The following is a 20,045-nucleotide window of genomic DNA, read 5'->3' on the forward strand; positions in this document are numbered from 1 at the left end:
TTGGTATTTGTGTAGTAGTGTGATTCGCTACATTTAGATTTGGTTAAGCTCCTTCCCAAATTGCCGCAGCCGCAAACACTAAGAATAGCACCCCACCGATAGCAGTGACCATGCGTTCAGAAATTCTTCCGGCAATTAAACGTCCACCCATTACAGCAATCACAGTACAGATAGTGTGTCCCAAGACGGCACCGAGAGTAACCCCTAATGCATTGTTGGATGCTGCTAGCGTGACTGTAGCAATTTGAGTGCGATCTGCTGAAAGCAGCAGCGCTTCGCTATCGCCCCACTCAGCTAGAAAAGTCATGATGAAACTTTCTATCAGCACCGCCAGAGTACTACTACTGTTTTTGAGATTCTTTTCGCTCTGTTCAACCGCTGCCTTTGCCTCTCCAACAACCTCGTCGCCAGCAAATGCTGACATTCGGCTTGCTTGATAAAGCAGCTTGATACCGAACAGCAAAAACAGTCCAATGGCTGCATAGTGGGTGTAGATTTTGGGTAAAAAGGCAATAACTTGTCCAAGCGCAACCGACAGAATCGTCATTGCTGCTAATGCCCCAATCACACCAGCAAAAACCAGCTTCCTCGAATGACGCATTGACAGGATGACGGCAATAAAGAAAGTCTTGTCACCCAACTCAGAAATTGTAATTAGTAATAAACCTGCTGTGAACGCTGCTAGCACACTCAGTCTCCTCAGAATTGACAGTAATTCATCTGAGTGAGCCTGATGAGCGTGCCAACACTTCACCAAGCTCACATTCAGATGTGAACTCGAGTGTTGGTCTCGCTTCTCAAGCCTAAATACTTAACTCAATCCTATTTTTAGATTGAGCTAAATATCAAAAACTTACTACCCAAACCAGGCAAATTGCCAGTATGTTGATTTGGGCAACTGGTTGAGCAAGTAACCAGCAGCTACTCCCCTTCAATCAGGATTTATCATAACATTAAGAAACTGAAAAAAACGAAATCTTTTTAAGAACTTTAAGAGCTAGAAGCTTTACAGAGAATATTTTTCTTTCATATTTCTTTCATTTTTAGAAAATTTTGTTTCATTTTCAATTCACTTTTTTCTCATAAGTATGAACGAAAAAAATGGTTTTGAAACTTACGGCAGTCTTTACAATCAGGCAATCAGGCGTCTAACCGTTTGACTTATCTAAATGTTCTACCGAACAGCGATACAGGTTGAGGAGATGACTGTCAGCCAAGCTGTAATAGACGTTTCGACCTTCCCGGCGGTAGTTAACTAAACGCATGGCTTTTAATAATCGCAGTTGATGACAAACGGCTGATTCCGTCATTTTCGTCAATGCGGCTAAATCACAAACACACAACTCCTGGTCAGCCAAAGCTGATACAAGGCGTAGGCGGTTTGTATCTGCCAGCACTCCAAAAACTTCTGCCATCTGTTGTGCTTTGTCTGTTGGCAGAATTTGCACTTTTGAGGAGCGTACATGATCTAGATGTACCACATGAGTGTCACACTTTGGTGCATCAGAATTCGTGAGATTATCCAAGTCTTGCTTTGTCTTGCGCTTGTTCATGGTGTCCTTAGTAGAAAATGGTTCTCAATTTCAATAGTAGCTAAAATAAGTACAGTTGTACAGTTGAATAGTTATTCAATTGTTGTATTAGAATATTGGCAGTTAACTTTGTAGTCCTTTCTCTAAAGCTGCCATGACTCAAACTCCTTTTCTCAAGACTCAGCTTTTACAAGTTGATGGTATGGACTGCGGAAGCTGTGCTAAGACAATTGAAGCCAGTTTGCTTTCATTACGCGGTGTAACAGAAGCAACTGTTAGCTTTGCAACTGCAAAAGTCAAAGTTTCCTATGACACTAAGCTCTTGAGCGAAACTGAAATTAGAAATCGCATAACTGCTTTGGGTTATACGGTTAAACTGAGTGGTGAAGCAAAGCCGCATAATCACACCCACTGCTGTGACAACAACCACACCCATGTTGAGGTGGTACCTGCTAAAAAGCTACAGGCACAAATCGGGGGGATGGATTGTGGCAGTTGTGCCAAAACAGTTGAAGTTGGCTTGCAGCAAATAACAGGCGTTTTGGAGGCATCGGTCAGCTTTGCTACAGGAAGAATGCAAGTATCTTATAATCCGCAACTCCTTAGCGAGACGGCAATTTATGACCAGGTTAGAGCTTTAGGTTATACGGTTGAACACAGTCGTGAGGTAGAGCCGCACCATCATTCTCATTCCTGTTCTAGCAACCACGACCACGAACATGATGACCACGAACACGTTGAAGTGGCTTGTGCTAAAAAGCTACAAGTGAAAGTAAACGGAATGGATTGCGGCAGTTGTGCTAAGACGATTGAGGTCGGCTTGCAGCAAATGGCAGGGGTAACAGATGTATCGGTTAACTTTGCCACCCAACGATTGCAACTATCCTACGACCCGCAACTGGTAAGTGAAACAGCAGTCTACGACCGGATTAAAGGTCTGGGATATACGGTTGAGGAGAGTCTTGAGGCAAGTTCCTACCATCATACCCACGACGATTGCCACGACCATAATCATGACCACAACCACGCTCATCCAGTCGCCAAACCGACGAAAAAACACGACTCAGCAACCTGGAAATTTTGGATTGCGAACCGCCGGGGACAGAGTGTCATTTTAGCGGGAGTAGGGTTAATTCTGGGCTTACTTGCTCAACATTTAGCGCTACCCGTCTGGATAGCACGGGGTTTTTATGGTGTTGGTATAGTAGTTGCTGGCTATCCCATTGCACGGGCTGGTTTGTTTGAGTTGCGCTTGCGCCGCGCTGATATGAATCTGCTGATGACGATTTCAGTTATTGGGGCAGTTATTTTAGGGGATTGGTTTGAAGGAACGCTTGTCCTGTTTTTGTTCTCTTTAGGCACAACGCTGCAAGTTTTTACCTTTGGTCGCACGCGCAATGCAATCAGCGCCCTGATGAATTTAACGCCACCGACTGCTACGGTTAAGCGGGGGAGTAAAGAAGTTACAGTTCCTGTTGAAAGTGTTCAAGTGGGAGAAATTTTGACGATTCGACCAGGACAGCGCGTGGCGTTAGATGGTATTGTCGTTTCTGGTACAAGCGCTATTGACCAATCCCCGATTACAGGAGAGTCAATCCCAGAAGATAAAGAAAGAGGCGATACGGTTTATGCTGGGACGTTAAATCAGTCAGGCTTTTTAGAAGTTAAAGTTACCCATACATCTAATGATACGACCGTTGCTAAAATTATTCATTTGGTAGAAGAAGCCCAAGGAAGTCGCGCTCCCACGCAGCAGTGGGTGGATCGATTTGCAGAAGTTTACACCCCGATTGTGATTTTGATAGCGATCGCTATTGCTGTCATTCCACCTTTGGCGTTTGCCCAATCTTTTAATGTTTGGCTCTATCGGGCGCTGGTGATGCTCGTAATAGCCTGTCCTTGTGCCTTGGTGATTTCTACTCCTGTTTCGATTGTCAGTGCCATCGGTGCTGCAACTCGGCAGGGAGTATTATTCAAAGGGGGTAATGCACTGGAAACAGCCGGGCATCTGACTAGCCTTGCCTTTGATAAAACTGGCACCCTTACACAAGGTTTACCCGTTGTGCAGGAAGTTTATGACCTTGGGAAGGTAAGTACAAATGTAGTGTTACGGATTGCAGCTTCCCTTGAGCAATTCTCAGAACATCCACTAGCAAAGGCAATTGTAGCAAACGCTCGCTTAGAAGGGATAGAGTTAGAAACACCTGTTAACTTCACAGCCTTACCTGGTAAAGGCATTCAGGCAAGCCTTGGTGAAGTTTTATACTTTGTTGGCAATCGACGGTTATTCACAGACTCTGGTATTCGCTTGTCTGGTGAAGCTGAATCTCTGTTGGCTGAAATTGAACAGCTCGGTCAAACCCCAGTGCTGGTAGGAACGACTCAAGGATTATTGGGAGCGATCGCCCTTTCGGATGGACTGCGGTTAGAAGCAACGGAGGCGGTGCGACAGCTCAAGCGCTTTGGGCTAAAGCGGTTGGTAATGCTAACGGGCGATCGCACTGCTGTTGCCAAGCAGATTGCCCAACAAGTAGGAATTACAGAGTATCGAGCAGAGTTGTTACCCGAAGATAAGCTTCAAGCAATTGAACAGATGCGTCGAACAGGGGTGGTAGGTATGATTGGAGATGGTATTAATGATGCTCCTGCTTTGGCAACTGCGGATATTAGTTTTGCAGTTGGTGGAATCGATATTGCCCTGGAGACAGCAGATGTTGTGCTAGTCGGTAGCGACCTCAGACGGCTTGCTTATGCTGTGGATTTAAGCCGCCGTACTGTATCTGTCATTCAACAGAATGTGGTCTTTTCTTTGGTAACAAAGGGTTTATTCCTGCTGTTAGGGACTTTTGGTTTTGTTGGGTTAGCGATCGCCGTTTTAGCAGATACAGGAACCTCTCTGCTTGTGACTGCAAATGGAATGCGGCTATTTAGAACAAAGACTGTTGAGAATTAGGGGTAAAGTAGCAACAGAGCCATATGGGGCAAGATTATTTTTGAACTAATAATCTTAACGCCATATTAAATTTTAGCATATTTGTTGAAGGAACGCCGAAAATTTCACACTAATTTCATTCCCATGTGGAAAACTAGTGTAAGGGCAGTCCTATTAGGATGAAAAACTTGCTATCCTTCCCCAACACTCAGCAACTATAGCAGGACGCAAATGCCAAACTTAAGCTATTACTCTAGTTCCTCAGTACTTAAGGAAATTCCTGATAATGCACAACCTTGAACGTTGCCAAACATCTACGACGCTCCGTTGTATTTCTGGAGGTCTCCTGAGCCTGCTCCTGTTAACTGCTCCCACAGTAGTTTTAGCCCATGGTGGAGACGGAGACGAATTTCAAGGAGGAAGCGAAACCAGTCAAAGTGGTGGATCTGTTAAAGTAGATGCCTCAACGGCTAAACAGCTAGGAATCAAAGTCGAGCCAGTGAAACGTCAGCAGCTAGCTGTGGGAATTAAAACCACTGGTCAAATTGAAACTCTGCCTAGTCAAAAAGTGGAAGTGACTACCCCAATTTCTAAGGCGAAAGTGGTTGAGTTGTTGGTAGAACCTGGTGCAGTCGTGAAAAAAGGTCAACCCGTAGCTGTTGTCACCAGTCCTGACTTGGTGGAACTGCGGGTAAACTCTCAGGAAAAACTTGCTGAAGGTCAGGCTGATTTGCAGCAAGCGCAAGCTGACTTACAACTAGCTCAACAAAACTATGAAAAATATCAGCAGATAGCCGCATCGGAAATAGCCTCTGCACAGAGTCAGGTAGCCTTTGCTCAAGAAAAGTATGAGAAAGATAAAGTAGTAGCTGATGCAGGCGCTCTCCCCCGTCGCAACGCCCTAGAATCCCAAACCCAACTGGCAGAAGCCAAAGCAGAACTGACCAAAGCTTCAAGCCGCCGGGACGTTATTGATGCTGAAAATAAACTCAAACGTGCTCAATCAGCCGTTGAGGTAGCAAAAAAACGTATTCAACTCAGTAATACTAATTATGAAACTCGGTTGCAACAACTAGGAAATAGTGCTAATGCTAAGGGACTAGTGACGGTGATGGCTCCGATTTCTGGCAGGGTGGCTGACAGAGAAGTTACCATTGGTCAATCCTTCGAGGATGCAGGTGGCAAATTGATGACGATTGTGAATGACAGTCGGGTTTATGCCACTGCAAATATTTATGAAAAAGACTTGGGAAAGGTAAAGACGGGTCAACGGGTAAGCTTGAATGTGGCTTCTGTGCCTAATCGCACCTTCACTGGACGAATTGCCGTGGTAGGTTCGGTGGTGGAAGGCGAAACACGGGTAGTCCCTGTGAAAGCCGAAATAGATAATCCCGGTGGAGTTCTCAAGCCAGGGATGTTTGCAGAACTAGAAGTTTTAACAGACCAAAAATCGGCAGCTACCTTAGCAATTCCCAAATCTGCTGTGGTAGAGGCAAATAATAAAACAATGGTCTACGTACAACAAAAAGATAATGCTTTTGAGTCACATGAAGTGACATTAGGTCAAACGTCTGGGGATTTCGTAGAAGTCACCAAAGGTCTATTAGAGGGGGATATGATTGTCACCCAACGTGCGCCGCAACTTTATGCACAGTCTTTGCGGGGTGATAGTAAATCTAAGGAAGAAGAGCATTCGCATAAGGAAGGGGAGAAAAAGGAACAAGGGAATTCGCATTCAGAAGAGACTAAGGCTGAAGCTCACAACTTCGGGCTACCTTTATGGTTAATCGGAGCATTGGGAGGAACGGTAATTGCCACTGGTGCTTTCATGACAGGTAGTTTCTGGTCTAGTCGTCGTACCCGTTCCCGGATAGTAGCGATGGACAACATTAAGTACGACGCGACTCCTTATGAAACAGAAATTCATATCGATAACCACAAGCAGCCAACCTTATCTACTTCTGCTAAACAGGATGAGGAGCGTGAAAACCCTCATCAGCCCCACTGATGAGAAATAACTATGACGAATGCTGTTACCAAATGGATAGTTGTTGAAAAAGGCAGAGGAGGAGAAGTAAGTTTTGAAGATTGATTTTATCCCCTAAATTCCTTGTGACTCTACCTATTTAAAAATCAATATATGCTTGATTCTATAGTTAAATGGTCTATCGCCCAGCGCTGGCTGGTAGTTCTTGCTTCCATCCTCATATCTCTTTGGGGCTTTAATGTCCTGACTCAAATGCCGCTGGATGTGTTTCCCAGCTTTTCTCCGCCACAAGTCGAAATTATGACTGAAGCCCCAGGACTTGCACCAGAAGAAGTAGAGTCGCTGGTGACTCGTCCCATAGAAAGTGCAATCAACGGAACTCCCGGACTTGAAGCGTTACGCTCCTCTTCAGCTGTAGGTCTTTCTGCTGTAAGAGCTACCTTCAGCTGGGATACGGACATTTACCGCGCTCGCCAATTGGTGACAGAACGATTGCAACAAGCACGCAGCCAGCTACCGCAAGGCGTAGAAGATTCAGAAATTCTTCCCGTTAGTTCTGCTTTAGGATGGACTGTCAAATACGCCTTCACCTCCGAAACCACTCCAATAATGGACGTATGGCGTATTGTCAACTGGCAAGTAAAAAACCGCTTGCTAGCTGTCCCTGGTGTTAGTAATATTGTCATATTTGGTGGAGACGAGCGTCAGTATCAAGTGCTGGTTAATCCAGCGAAACTAAGAGCATTTAATGTTTCTCTAGATGATGTCACTAAAGCGGCACAGGCTGCTAACGCCAATGCGCCAGGAGGATTTTTAATAACTCCCGACCAAGAGACATTGGTTCGAGGGGTAGGGCGGATTCAATCTATTGAGCAGCTAAAGAAATCAGTTATTAAAGCTAAAAATGGCACACCTGTACTCTTAGAACAGGTGGCTGACGTACAAATTGGTGCAGCACTCAAACGTGGCGATGGCAGTTTTGCAGGCAAGAAAGCAGTAATTTTGACCATCAATAAGCAACCAACTGCGGATACACCAAAAGTCACAAAGGCAGTTGAGACAGCAATAGAGGAAATTAAAGCCGGTCTGCCCAAAGATGTCAAAATTACAACTACGTTTCGCCAAGAAGATTTTATTGAAGCGTCTATTAAGAATGTTGAAGAAGCCTTGCGCGATGGCACTATCATCGTTTCCGTCATCTTGATTCTGTTTTTGATGAATTGGCGCACGGTCGTTATTAGTTTGAGCGCCCTCCCCGTGTCCTTGTTGCTGGGGATGATGATTCTCAACTGGACGGGACAAGGCATTAACACCATGACTTTGGGTGGACTGGTGGTAGCTATTGGTTCGGTGGTGGATGACGCAATTGTTGATATGGAAAACGTCTACCGCCGCTTACGAGAAAACCAACTTGCCGGAAATCCGATTCCACCGTTGCAAGTCGTTTTCAATGGTTCGGTGGAAGTGCGCGTTAGCGTTCTCTTTGCCACAATTATTATTGCCGTCGTCTTCGCACCGATTTTCGCCCTCTCTGGTGTGGAAGGTCGAATTTTTACACCAATGGGTTTAGCGTATCTGCTGTCAATTGCTGCTTCTACCTTGGTAGCGCTGACATTAACCCCAGCAATGTGCGCCCTACTGTTGGTAAAAACAAGGTTGCCCAGTACAGAAACCTGGGTAGAAAGACAAGCTCATCGGCTTTACCGTCCAGCTTTGAAATTTTCTATGCGTCGCCCCAAGATTATTTTGGCAACAGCGATCGCTGGGATTGTAGCTTCAATGGTAATTCTACTTGGTTTAGGACAAGTTTTTTTACCAGAATTTCAAGACCGCGCCTTAGTGATTGCTACCATTCTTATGCCTGGTGAATCTCTAGGTGCTACTAATCAAGTGGGGTTAGCGATAGAAGAAGCTCTCAAAAAAGACCCTCGGATTGAAGCTGTTCAGTTCCGCTCTGGACGCGCTCAAGGCGATACCGAGGTGGCTGGTGTCAACTCTGGGGAACTGGATGTGCAACTGAGTGAAGAGGGGGCAAAAGATAGGGACAAGACTATTGAAATGATTCGCTCGGAATTTGAGAAAATTCCCGGCGTAGTACCTAATATTGGTGGTTTTATTTCTCACCGTATGGATGAGGTACTGTCGGGGGTAAGAAGTGCGATCGCCGTCAAAATCTTCGGTTTGGAATTAGAACAACTTCGTACCCTCGGTCAAAAAGTACAATCAGCTATGAGTAAGATTTCTGGTTTAGCAGACTTGCAACTAGAACCCCAAGTACCAATGAAACAGGTGCAAATTCAGTTTGACCGGGATGCGGCTGCTCGCTATGGTTTGACCATCGGGGAACTATCAGAAACGATTGAAACTGCTCTCAATGGAAAAGTCGTTTCTCAAGTCTTAGATCAGCAACAAACCTTTGACATGATTGTTTGGTTGCAAGAAAGCTACCGTAACAATATAGAAATCATCCGTGATTTATTAGTTGATACACCCAACGGACAGAAAATTCCCTTGGCTCAAGTCGCAAAAATTGACTATGGTACTGGTCCCAATACTATCAACCGCGAAAATGTTTCTCGGTATATTGTTGTATCCAGTAACGTGGCTGGGCGAGATTTGGGTTCTGTAATTAAGGATATTCGGGACAAGGTTAAGCAAGAGGTGCAACTTCCCCCTGGATATTTTATTGAATACGGTGGTCAATTTGAAGCACAAGAAGGAGCCACGAAAACTTTAATTTGGGCTGGGGGATTAGCGTTTGTTGCTATTGCAGTACTTCTTTACTTTGCCGTCAAGTCAATTCCTGCAACCATCATGATTTTGGTGAATCTACCCTTAGCGTTAATCGGTGGTGTGATTTCTGTTGCCTTGACTGGCGGTATTATCTCCGTTGCTTCAATGGTAGGATTTATTACTCTATTTGGTGTAGCGGCACGTAACGGACTGTTGTTGGTTGAGAACTACAATCACAGATTGGCACAAGGACAGCCTTTACACGAGGTTTTGATGGAAGGGTCGATGGAACGGCTAGTTGCGATTTTGATGACAGCGCTATCATCAGCTCTGGGTATGGTGCCTTTGGTTATTGGTAGTGGAGCTGGAAAAGAAATCCTTCAGCCACTAGCTATTGTGGTTTTAGGTGGTTTGTTTACCTCGACTGCTTTAACTTTGCTTGTGCTTCCGGCTTGCTATATGCTGTTTCGTAAGTTTTTGGTTCCGAAAAAGACTAAACCAACACAAAATATTGAAGTTACCCAAGGTTCCACTGTATGAGGTTTTTTAAATCATATCTTACAGGGCTGATGATTTTATATCCTTTACCGTCTCCTTATTCTCAGTGTAAGTGAGGAATTTCTTTGCATAACACATTGATAAGTGAAATAATTATGACAGCATGGAAACAACTGACTATCTATGTTAGCGAGTCTGATTATTGGCAACACCAACCCCTACACCAAGTTCTGTTTGGAATAGCTCGCCAACAGGGATTAACAGGGGTGACGATAATGCGGGCAATTTCTGGATATGGCAAACATGGTATTTCTCGTACTCTAAATGAGCTAGACCCATCTTCTGAGTCTTCTGCGCTACCGCTATTAATTACGGTTATTGATAGTGAGACTGTAATAACCGAATTTTTTTCCTTAGTCAAAGATATGCTTAAAGATAAGTTTGTCACTTGTCAGAGCATAGAAGTTCTCTCCCCGTTGGTAACGCTTCAAGGGCAGTAATCATGGCTCATAATCACAGTCACAGTCACAGTCACGGACACGACCACGGAAGCGGTAATTACAACCGTGCTTTTATCATCAGCGTCGCGCTTAATACTGGGTTTGTCATCATTGAGGCAGTTTATGGCATTCTTGCTAACTCCCTTGCTCTGGTTGCTGATGCAGGTCACAATCTCAGTGACGTTCTAGGACTACTATTTGCTTGGGGAGCAAGCATTCTCGCTCGTCGCAGACCGACACCACGCCGCACCTACGGGTTGCGTCGCTCTTCAATTTTGGCTGCCCTATTGAACGCCGCTTTTCTCCTAGTTATTTCTGGGGGTATTGGTTGGGAAGCAATTCTACGGTTTCGTGAACCTGCTCCGGTAGCAGGGGGAACGGTAATTACAGTAGCAGCTATAGGAATCGCTATTAACACGATAAGTGCCTTAATGTTCCTATCAGGGCGTAAGAGTGACTTGAACATTAGAGGCGCATTCCTACATTTAGTTGCAGATGCTGCGGTATCAGTAGGGGTTGTTCTGGCTGGTATTGCAATTATTGCCACTGGCTGGCTATGGTTCGATCCTGCCGTGAGTTTAATTGTCACTGTAGTAATTGTAGTTGGCACCTGGCAACTGTTCCAGGAATCTTTGAATTTAGTTACGGATGCTGTACCAGCAGGTATTGAACCGCTTGCAGTTCGTACGTACTTAGCTGAACTCTCTGGTGTGAGTAGTGTTCATGACTTACATATTTGGGCAATGAGTACCACCGAAACAGCACTCACGGCTCACTTGGTTATACCTGCAGGATATCCTGGAGATGCTTTTTTCACACAGGTAAATCGAGAACTTCACGACAATTTCGGCATTGAACACGCCACGCTTCAGATAGAAACTGGCGATCCGAATTATCCATGTCCTCTTGCTCAAGATAACGTCGTTTGAACCAACTCTTGAGACAGTTAATATTTCATCCTGATTTCATTGTTTTCAGATAAGGTTGTATTTGGTGCAGTAACTCTGCTTTGTGGTCATTGTTTTTCACCTACCCAATACTTAACACGAGCTAGCCAATCGGAATGGTAAAATTATTACAACTGACTTTTGGGTGAATATTGTTTAATCGCCTCATTCTTCATCTTAATTTCATTCTGATTTTCTAAAGTAGAGGTTAGAGATTTAAGCTTTAACTTTTATCGCTCTCTATTCCTACTTGTGTCACTCATTCATTAGTACAACAATACTTTTGGATACCGATTAAAAATTCAGATGAAATCAAGGTCATCATCTAAAAAGATGAACTTTCTTCCCCGCTCTATCTTACGGACTCTAAGAAAATTTCAGCAGACGTTAGAGCCAAATGCCGAGGCAAAGGTTGTTGAAGAATTTCGCACTTCTCGTCGTCAAACAATTGACTCTACCCGTTTTTTATTAATTTTGATTGTAGTTCCCCTCTTAGTTAATCAACTTTCTAGAAACTTTGTCATTACTCCCTTAGTTAAGAAATTTTGGAGCCAAGGGCAATCCGTTGTTTTCTTAAACCCTTCTCAAGAAGAAAAAGCCTTGGCTGAACTGAAAAGATTTGAGCAAGTCCTTGACTTTGAAGCTCGAATTAGTAAAACTCCAAAACTCTCTACTGAGATGAGACAAAGTAAACTTAAGGAAAAAGCTATTGCTCTGAAAGAAGAATATAAAACGAAAAGTGTTAATGCAGTGACAAATATTTTCGCAGATATACTCACAGCAGCCACGTTCATCTTTTTAATTGTTACAGGTAAGCAACAGCTATCTATTCTCAAGTCTTTTGCCAGCGACATAACTTATAGTTTAAGTGACTCTGCTAAAGCTTTTTTAATTATTATCGCTACAGATATATTTGTTGGTTATCACTCTCCTTATGGTTGGGAAATAATTTTAGAAAATATCTTAAGTCATTTTGGTATTCCAGAAAACAAGAATTTTATCTCTCTGTTTATTGCTACAGTTCCAGTGACAATGGATACTATTTTCAAGTATTGGATTTTTCGTTACCTTAACCGCAGTTCTCCTTCCGCTGTCGCTACCTACCGCAACATGAATGAATAATTTTTCTGTCCGAATTTTTGACACAACAAATACTACAACCATGTCAATATCTAACACCAGAACAAAAACTCCAAATGCTCAATTCACGAGAGATATAGTTGGAATTTATCTGCAAGAAATTAGTCGTGTACCATTGTTAACCCATAAGGAAGAGATTTTTTATGGCAAGCAGGTGCAACAGATGATAGCGTTGCAAAACAAAAGGGAAGCCCTGAAAAGACAACACAACCATGAACCAACCCAAAAAGAGCTAGCTGAGTACGTTCAGCTAACTGAAGCAGAATTGAAGGGAATTTTTCAGCGTGGCACATGGGCAAAGCAAAAAATGATAGAAGCGAATCTACGCTTAGTGGTTTCCATCGCCAAGCGATATCAGGAGCGAAATTTAGAGTTTATGGATCTGATTCAGGAGGGAACGCTAGGTTTGCAGCGCGGTGTAGAGAAATTTGACCCTACACGCGGCTACAAGTTCTCGACTTATGCCTACTGGTGGATTCGTCAAGCAATGACACGGGCAATCTCTCAGCAAGGACGAACTATTCGACTTCCAATTCATATTGGCGAAAAGTTGAACAAACTCAAGAAAGTGCAAACAGAACTATCTCAGAAATTGGGGCGCAGTCCCACTGTGGCTGAAATTGCACAACAAATAGAATTAAATCCTGCCCAAATCCGTGAACTTCTGATAATGAGTCGTCAACCTGTCTCGCTAGACAAACAAGTGGGCGATAATGAGGACACTGAATTGCAAAACCTTTTACCAGAAGCTCAAGGAGTGTCACCTGAAACCTGCATAACTCAAGATTTCCTGTGTCAAGATATCTATACTTTACTGACAGAACTAACTCCCCAGCAGCAACAAATCCTAACTCTACGCTATGGTTTGGAGGATGGTTATGAACTCACACAGGTGCAGGTGGCTAAACAGCTCAATCTTAGTTGGCGAAGAGTTCGTTATGTAGAGCGACAAGCACTCAGTTACCTCCGCTACCGTCAAGCAAATCTACGGGAGTATATTATCAGTAGCTAGTAGTCCGCCATTTTTGGAAAAATCTGCTTCAACAGTATAAAATTTCATCCCAATTTCATCCCAATTTGTCAAACTATTAAACGATAGTGTCATTCCAGTTGCTTCTGGAACTATGCTGACTCTTGAAATGAACAACGTAAGAAACAGCAGTAACGACTGCTGATGATAAGCTATACAAAATTTCCGCTCTTATCGTTGACATTAATACAGACCTATCTATTAGTGTGACTACGCTCAGAGTTTATTGATGAACAAACTTCAAAGGTATATCTGCTCGTTATGAAAATTCTGCTAGTTGAAGATGAGCCAGACCTGGGTGCGTCAATTAAGCGTAAATTGAGTAAGGAAAAATATATTGTTGACTGGGTTTTAGATGGCACCGAAGCTTGGGGTTACCTGGAAAACCAATGGACGCAATATACACTGGCAATCTTTGATTGGTTACTGCCAGGAATATCGGGTTTAGAACTCTGCAAGCGATTACGGGTTCATGGCAACCCCTTGCCCGTGCTGATGCTTACAGCTAAAGACAGTATGGCAGATAAGGTGGCTGGACTGGATGCAGGGGCTGATGACTATCTGATCAAGCCGTTCGGCATGGCGGAACTGCTGGCGCGGCTGCGAGCATTGCAAAGGCGATCGCCCCAGTTTCAGCCTCAACAACTTCAAGTTGGTAGTCTTATTTTAGATTATGGTAGTGGTACAGCTTGCTATCAACAGCCTAATGGTAATAGTCAGGTTATTTCTTTAACCAAGAAAGAATTTCATTTGCTGGAATACTTCATGAAACGTCCCAACCAAATTCTTAGCCGCGAGCAACTTTTGAGCCATCTTTATACGTTGAATGCGGAACGTGTTAGTAATGTGGTGGCGGCTCAAATCCGACTGTTGCGACGTAAATTGTCAGAACATGGTTGTGATGATTTTATCGAAACCGTTCCCAGTATGGGCTATCGTTTCAATTCCAGCGATGCAAATTAGACTGTTTCGTCAGACTCGCGCTTCGCTCGCTCTGTGGTATGCAGTAGTTATGGGTCTGATTTTGACTCTATGCGGTTTCGTGGTTTATGAGATTATCATTGACACTTACTTGTTTTCCATCAACCAAGAACTAGAGTCTGTCTCAGGTACACTACATGATGTCATTGAACCGACTCTGAAAAAACCTGGTCGTATAGAGCCAGTTTTCCAACAGGTTTTACCCAATATCTGTCCAGTTGAATTTAGCTGTCCTACAGAAAAAATTTTTAGGCAAAGCCAACACATACTTGCTGAACACGGTATCTTTAGTCCTGTTTACAAAAATAAGCAGTATTACATTCGTTTTGTCGATGCTTCAGGACGGTTAATTGCTGTAGTTGGTTTCCAACCTCACGAATTACCAACGATTGTGCAAACAAAAGTGTGGCAAACACTCAAAGACCCGCAAGGCAATCGTTATAATCAAAAGTCTCTACCGCTGCATATTCAAGATAATCAAGTTTGGGGCTATATACAGGTGGGGCGCTCTCTCAAAGAGCTTGATAATCGTCTCGCTGCTTTAAAATTAGTTTTGGCGCTGGGATTGCCAATTACAGTACTCCTCGTTGGTGGTTCTAGTTGGTGGTTAGCGGGGTTGGCGATGCGACGCATTGACAGGTCATACAAACAAATGCAACAGTTTACGTCTGATGCTTCTCATGAGTTGCGTACCCCTCTAGCAGCAATTAATGCAACAGTAGAAACTGTACTTGATACGGAGCATTTGTCTCTTGCAGAAGCACGAGATACCCTGGCATCTATTCAACGTCAGAATTACCGACTCGCTGAACTGGTTGGTGATTTACTGCTACTGTCTCGATTGGATCAACAAGAACTGGCGACACAATGGGAACCTTGCTGTCTCAACGTTTTGATTAATGACCTTATAGAAGAGTTTTCCGCGTTAGCGAGTGCAGCTTCTTTGAAGCTAACATCTTCCGTGTTATGTCACCAGCAGTTGTATGTGATGGGGGATGAAGACCAACTTTTACGGCTGCTTTCTAATTTGATTGCTAACGCCATAAAATACACCACAGCAGGCGGTTATGTCACTGTCATTCTCAAACGCAACAACGGTTATGCTGTGATTGAGGTTCAAGATACTGGGATTGGCATTGCACCTGGTGAGCAAAAGCGGATTTTTAATCGCTTTTATCGGGTGAATAGCGATCGCTCGCGTACCACTGGTGGATCAGGATTAGGACTGGCGATCGCGACTGCAATTGTTCAGTCTCACGACGGTAGCCTCCATGTGCAAAGCGAACTTGGTAAAGGTAGCACCTTCATCGTTCAATTGCCCTTAATAGTGACCCCGTTATCAAACATCCGAAGAAGCCGAAGAAGTTACTGAAAAAAGACTGCGCCCGTGTTAATCAACTTTTTCATAAAAAACTTTGGCAAGATTAGTACCTACACTGATTTATTACTAGATAACGATAGGGTTAATGATGGATAGGAAAACTAGCTACACCTATAGGTATTTCTGCATCACTGCCAGCAAATTTAGCCCTGAAGCGGTAGACATAACTATTACCAAGATCTCGTCGTTTTACATCCTCTTTACTAGAATGACAGGTGAGTATGAAATTAAGATGAAATTTCAGTGCTTGTTGTCAGAATTTATAGATGAGAATGTAGAAAACTGAGCTATACCTACAGGAATCTCTGCGTCACTGCCAACGGCTTTAGCCGAAAGGCTGTAAACAGAAGCAGAACCATTAATTGGTTGTTTTACTTTGTTGAATTCAATTAAGAGCTTGGTGTTAGCAATAAGTGTTTCAGGGAAATTTATTATGATTCTTCTACCATTTGGGGTAAGATAACCGTTGCTGACGTTTGCCGCCACATAACGCCTAAAATCCTTGCTGTGCAAGAGATTTTAAAATAAAAATGTCGTTGCTCACGCTAATGGTCATATGTAGTACGCTACTGCTGTGCCAATTGACCTTTACTTGGTAATGCCTACAGGGTTTCCTGGCGATGCTTTTTTAGTGCAGGTCAATCGAGAACTGCACGACCATTTTGGCATTGAACACACCACGCTTCAAATAGAAAGTGGCGATCCGAGTTATCCATGTCCTCTTGCTCAAGAGAATGTCGTATGAGTATAAAAAATATTTCAAATTTATGATATATATTTGTAGCAAACTGCAAACATAAATCGTCAAAACTGCAAAATCTATGACGAGACCACAGGAGATAAGTAGTTGGACATCAAAGCTTAATGTTGTAATAAACAAAACTTGCTTTTCTGCTATCCCATACAGCGCCTATTAATCCGGCATCTCTAAGCTTTTTTAAACAGCTATTGACAGTAGATGAACTGTATAAATTTATTTCTTTGACTAATAAAGCACTTGTATATCGTTGGCGGCGTAGGCATTTAATAACAAGTTCCATACAAGTGGGATGAGTTCTGGTTGCTCTTGATTTACCAGCCACTTGCTTGTCTGCACTTGTCTGTTGGCAATTCATATAGTGACCCCAAAATAAACCAAGGTTTATTTCAGTCTAGAAATCCGCACGAATAAACGCAATTGTTAAAATCTATCAGAAAGATAAAAAAAAATGATTGACAAGAATACAACAAAATGATATTATTTCACCTGATGGTTGTCTAGATACCAAAACTTCTCCCAACAGGACAACTGTTTAATCGTCGTCATCATCGTGATCATCATTGTCGTTATCGTCATCATGTTCACTAGCTGGCAATGATGACGGTGCTGTAGGTGGCTGTATTGTTGATGAAGGTAAAAAAGAAGTTTTTCTCAACACTAATGCTATTACACCAAGGACTATGGCAGCGGTCGCTACCCCAGCCAAGACCATAGCTTTTATTTTTTTGTACCTGTTTTTATCCTCAAGTGTCATTAGAAGCCAAGATCATGCTACTCGTACCCATGTTACAACGTGGCGAACTTACTGAACTCTAGCTATCTACTGTAATACCGTTTCACTTTAAGGTTAGAACATGGTGGGCAGCTTTCTTGCAGGGAACTTTCTTGCAGGGGTAAAGAATTAGAGACCAATCATTTGTATCAGGTCTAAGCGTGAAATGGTATAACTCATTTAGTAATTTTTATTAAACCGCCAAAATTTCATCTTAATTTCATAGTGACCTGTCATCCTAGTTAAGGAAAGATTTATGCACCAAGAATAAATCTGCAATATGGTTGTCATCCTTTATTGCTTTGACAGTTAAGATGAACAAAATTTTGATATACACTGCTGCATTCACTTTAGTAACCGCAGCTTTAATTTCTGCTAGCTATGCAACTACAAAGATAGATAATAGTAGGGTTCCCAATGTAGATAATAATGTGGAATTTCCTTCTAGCGGTTGGCGGATTGTTAAACATACTTTTCGAGTACACATTCCCCTAGATAAAAACCCTCTTGACCAGATTCTGATTGATGTTCCATCCACTGTAGCTGTAAGCAATGATATTAATGTGTTGAATGAGAATAGTCAAAAAATCAATATTAACGTTTCTGCACATGGCAGAAGAATCATAATAGATTTTCCTGAGAAAATTATTTCTAACACTAAGCTGCTCATTGAACTTAATAAAGTCAGACAACCAGTTCAAGGTTCTGCTTCTGTTTACAACATTTCAGCTAAAGTTGTTGGCAGTGACAAAGAAATTCCGGTAGGTGTCGCTCAATTTCCCACATTTTAATTCATAAATTCTAACGACAAGCGCTGATTTTTCAGCAATTGTACCTATTTTTTAAAAAATGACCTTTAACAGGCTAAAATTTCATCCAAATTTCATTTCGCTCTGCCAAGCTATTGAGTAACAGTGTCATTCGCCTGCATACGACTCTGATGGTTGATTGACCTACTTTATTGCTTAGAGGCGTCGTGAAATGAAAAGAACACTCATTTATGCTGCTGTCACCTTAACACTGACAGTTTCAGTTTCTAGTACTTATGCACATCCTACAACAGAATCTCTTAATTCTCCTCATGTCATTAGCTTAAACGAATCTCCTCAAGGCATTCGCCACTGGAGAATTCTCAGACATACCTTACGATTAGAAATTCCCCAACAATGCAAGGCTCTTTCCCAGCTAACTATCGAAGCTCCATCTCACATAACTGTCAGAGATAATATTGATGTATCTGACCAGTCTGGTAAAAAAATTAATGCCAATGTTTCTATTAATGACAAAAAAGTTATACTAGCATTCGCTCTTCCAGTTGCCCCCGGCACTATACTTACTATAAACATGAATAAGGTAAAAAAATCCGCCGTGACCACGGGTGATAAGCTATATAGAATTTCTGCAAGACTAGAAGGTAATAATGCAGAGCTACCGATTGGTGTAGCTCGACTGCGTAATCATTGATGGTAACTTATGGTAACTTAAAGAAGCACAGACGCTATACATGAAAGTTCTGCTAGTTGAAGATGAGCCAGACCTGGGTGCGTCAGTAGCGCGCAAATTGAGCAAGGAAAAATATATTGTTGACTGGGTTTTATCCCTCTTCTGTCACTCTCCGGGGGGGGCGCTCGCTAGAAGGCTTATGAGGCAATCAATACAAGCTATACTATTAGAAAAAAATCGGTCTTGTATTTGTTATTAGAAAATAATCGCGCGATCGCAACCTATACAAAAGCTCTAGAATTCAGAAATGGCAAAAGTTTTCGGAGAGTGACAGAAGAGGGTTATAGCTATAGCCAGCCAGGTTAGGACGTAGACTATAATGATTGCGATCACTTCTACCCGATTTCAATGGCTCAACCTTACAGTGATGACTTGCGGCAAAAAGTAATACAAGCGATTGAGTTGGACGGTCTCAAGAAAAGTGAGGCGAGCCGACTATTCAATATCAGTCGCAATACAATCAACTTGTGGTTCCAACGCAAAGCCGAAACGGGTGATGTTAAGCCAAAGCCGAGGCAAGCATCCCAACAGAACGGCAAAATCAGGGATTGGGAGAAGTTTCGGGACTTTGTCAAAGTGCATGGGGATAAAACCCAAACGGAGATGGCACAGCTATGGGATGAGGAGATTAGTCAGCGCACGATTTCTCGAGCATTACAGAAGATTGGCAATACCCGTAAAAAAAAACATACGGGTATTGCCAACGGGATGAAGCCAAACGGGCTGCCTTCTTAGAACAACTCGAGAACCCGAAAGCGCCTCACCTGGTGTATGTCGATGAGTCCGGCATGGATGAACGCTTCGGACTACGGCTACGGGTACTCACCCGTAGGAAAACGGTTCTACGACCTCAAATCAGGTCGGCGGCAGGGACGCATTAATATGATCGCCGGGTACCGAGATGGTCAATTGATTGCGCCATTTACGGTCGAGGGAGCATGCAACCGCACCGTGTTTGAGACCTGGCTAGAAACGTGCTTAATTCCAGTGTTGCATCCGGGTGAGTGGGTGATTGTAGACAATGCGACATTTCATCATGGTGGTCGGATTGCCCAATTGATTGAAGCCGCAGGGTGTCAGTTGGTCTATCTGCCGCCCTATTCTCCGGATCTCAATCGGATTGAAAAGTGTTGGGCGTGGTTGAAAAGTCGGATTCGCAAACTATTACCCAACTCAGATCATTTACGCGATGCCATCGAAGTCGTTCTCAAGCAAGCAGCGTCCTAATGAAGCTGGCTATGGCTATAGCCCTGTTCTGTCACTCTCCGAAAACATTTGCCATTTCTGAATTCTAGAGCTTCTACATAGCAAGCGATCGCGCGATTCTTTTCTAATAACAAATACAAGAC

General features: G+C 43.0%; 16 protein-coding genes and 3 pseudogenes. 15 read left to right on the plus strand and 4 right to left on the minus strand.

The window, feature by feature from the left end; translation table 11 throughout:
• Nucleotides 1-43 precede the first annotated feature (43 nt).
• Together V5G28_RS04525 and V5G28_RS04530 are read right to left on the minus strand one after the other, a co-directional pair.
• Nucleotides 44-688, minus strand: coding sequence for a TMEM165/GDT1 family protein (locus tag V5G28_RS04525; RefSeq protein ID WP_336229735.1), 645 nt, complete (start codon nt 686-688; stop codon nt 44-46).
• A gap of 460 nt (nt 689-1,148) precedes the next feature.
• A complete protein-coding gene (locus tag V5G28_RS04530) occupies nt 1,149-1,553 on the minus strand; it encodes an ArsR/SmtB family transcription factor (RefSeq protein WP_336229737.1) in 405 nt (134 codons plus the stop codon).
• 133 nt (nt 1,554-1,686) lie between these two features.
• Here V5G28_RS04530 and V5G28_RS04535 point away from each other — a divergent pair, with 133 nt between their 5' ends.
• The 9 genes from V5G28_RS04535 to rppB all read left to right on the plus strand — a co-directional run bounded on the left by V5G28_RS04535 (nt 1,687) and on the right by rppB (nt 15,652).
• Entirely contained in the window at nt 1,687-4,485 is a 2,799-nt protein-coding gene (locus tag V5G28_RS04535) for a heavy metal translocating P-type ATPase (protein WP_336229738.1), read from the plus strand.
• Nucleotides 4,486-4,750: 265 nt separating this feature from the next.
• A complete protein-coding gene (locus tag V5G28_RS04540; RefSeq protein ID WP_336229740.1) occupies nt 4,751-6,472 on the plus strand; it encodes an efflux RND transporter periplasmic adaptor subunit in 1,722 nt (573 codons plus the stop codon).
• 132 nt (nt 6,473-6,604) lie between these two features.
• On the plus strand, nt 6,605-9,724 hold the full coding sequence (locus tag V5G28_RS04545; RefSeq protein ID WP_336229741.1) for an efflux RND transporter permease subunit: 3,120 nt from the start codon (nt 6,605-6,607) through the stop codon (nt 9,722-9,724).
• A gap of 113 nt (nt 9,725-9,837) precedes the next feature.
• The gene (locus tag V5G28_RS04550) at nt 9,838-10,182 is read left to right on the plus strand and encodes a DUF190 domain-containing protein (RefSeq protein ID WP_336229742.1); all 345 of its coding nucleotides are present in this window, start codon (nt 9,838-9,840) and stop codon (nt 10,180-10,182) included.
• A gap of 2 nt (nt 10,183-10,184) precedes the next feature.
• Entirely contained in the window at nt 10,185-11,111 is a 927-nt protein-coding gene (locus tag V5G28_RS04555) for a cation diffusion facilitator family transporter (protein WP_336229743.1), read from the plus strand.
• A 351-nt stretch (nt 11,112-11,462) separates the two neighbouring features.
• Complete coding sequence (locus V5G28_RS04560) at nt 11,463-12,251, plus strand: CemA family protein (RefSeq protein ID WP_336229744.1); 789 nt, start codon at nt 11,463-11,465, stop codon at nt 12,249-12,251.
• A gap of 40 nt (nt 12,252-12,291) precedes the next feature.
• A complete protein-coding gene (locus V5G28_RS04565; RefSeq protein ID WP_336229746.1) occupies nt 12,292-13,281 on the plus strand; it encodes an RNA polymerase sigma factor, RpoD/SigA family in 990 nt (329 codons plus the stop codon).
• Nucleotides 13,282-13,560: 279 nt separating this feature from the next.
• Nucleotides 13,561-14,262, plus strand: coding sequence for a two-component system response regulator RppA (gene rppA, locus V5G28_RS04570; protein ID WP_336229747.1), 702 nt, complete (start codon nt 13,561-13,563; stop codon nt 14,260-14,262).
• Entirely contained in the window at nt 14,252-15,652 is a 1,401-nt protein-coding gene (gene rppB / locus V5G28_RS04575) for a two-component system sensor histidine kinase RppB (protein WP_336229749.1), read from the plus strand. The genes rppA and rppB overlap by 11 nt, the downstream gene beginning before the upstream one ends.
• A 249-nt stretch (nt 15,653-15,901) precedes the next feature.
• On the opposite strand, the gene V5G28_RS04580 is transcribed toward rppB, so the two are convergent.
• Complete coding sequence (locus V5G28_RS04580; RefSeq protein ID WP_336229751.1) at nt 15,902-16,147, minus strand: hypothetical protein; 246 nt, start codon at nt 16,145-16,147, stop codon at nt 15,902-15,904.
• A 106-nt stretch (nt 16,148-16,253) separates the two neighbouring features.
• Between V5G28_RS04580 and V5G28_RS04585 the strand changes: the two are divergent.
• Nucleotides 16,254-16,406 (plus strand): annotated as a pseudogene (locus tag V5G28_RS04585) (cation diffusion facilitator family transporter); the annotation flags it as partial.
• 547 nt (nt 16,407-16,953) lie between these two features.
• Here V5G28_RS04585 and V5G28_RS04590 read toward each other — a convergent pair.
• Nucleotides 16,954-17,175 carry a hypothetical protein gene (locus V5G28_RS04590; protein ID WP_071838516.1) on the minus strand — a complete coding sequence of 74 codons (222 nt, stop codon included), beginning with the start codon at nt 17,173-17,175 and terminating at the stop codon, nt 16,954-16,956.
• Nucleotides 17,176-17,507: 332 nt separating this feature from the next.
• Here V5G28_RS04590 and V5G28_RS04595 point away from each other — a divergent pair, with 332 nt between their 5' ends.
• The 5 genes and pseudogenes from V5G28_RS04595 to V5G28_RS04615 all read left to right on the plus strand — a co-directional run.
• Nucleotides 17,508-17,984 carry a DUF2808 domain-containing protein gene (locus V5G28_RS04595; protein ID WP_336229753.1) on the plus strand — a complete coding sequence of 159 codons (477 nt, stop codon included), beginning with the start codon at nt 17,508-17,510 and terminating at the stop codon, nt 17,982-17,984.
• A 190-nt stretch (nt 17,985-18,174) separates the two neighbouring features.
• Nucleotides 18,175-18,657, plus strand: coding sequence for a DUF2808 domain-containing protein (locus tag V5G28_RS04600; RefSeq protein WP_336229754.1), 483 nt, complete (start codon nt 18,175-18,177; stop codon nt 18,655-18,657).
• 40 nt (nt 18,658-18,697) lie between these two features.
• A pseudogene (locus V5G28_RS04605) lies at nt 18,698-18,790 on the plus strand (DNA-binding response regulator); the annotation flags it as partial.
• 254 nt (nt 18,791-19,044) lie between these two features.
• Nucleotides 19,045-19,431 carry a helix-turn-helix domain-containing protein gene (locus V5G28_RS04610; protein WP_336229756.1) on the plus strand — a complete coding sequence of 129 codons (387 nt, stop codon included), beginning with the start codon at nt 19,045-19,047 and terminating at the stop codon, nt 19,429-19,431.
• Between the two features lie 27 nt (nt 19,432-19,458).
• A pseudogene (locus tag V5G28_RS04615) lies at nt 19,459-19,923 on the plus strand (IS630 family transposase); the annotation flags it as partial.
• Nucleotides 19,924-20,045 lie beyond the last annotated feature (122 nt).

The organism is Scytonema sp. PRP1, assembly GCF_036697665.2.
GTDB lineage: Bacteria > Cyanobacteriota > Cyanobacteriia > Cyanobacteriales > Nostocaceae > Kalymmatonema > Kalymmatonema gypsitolerans.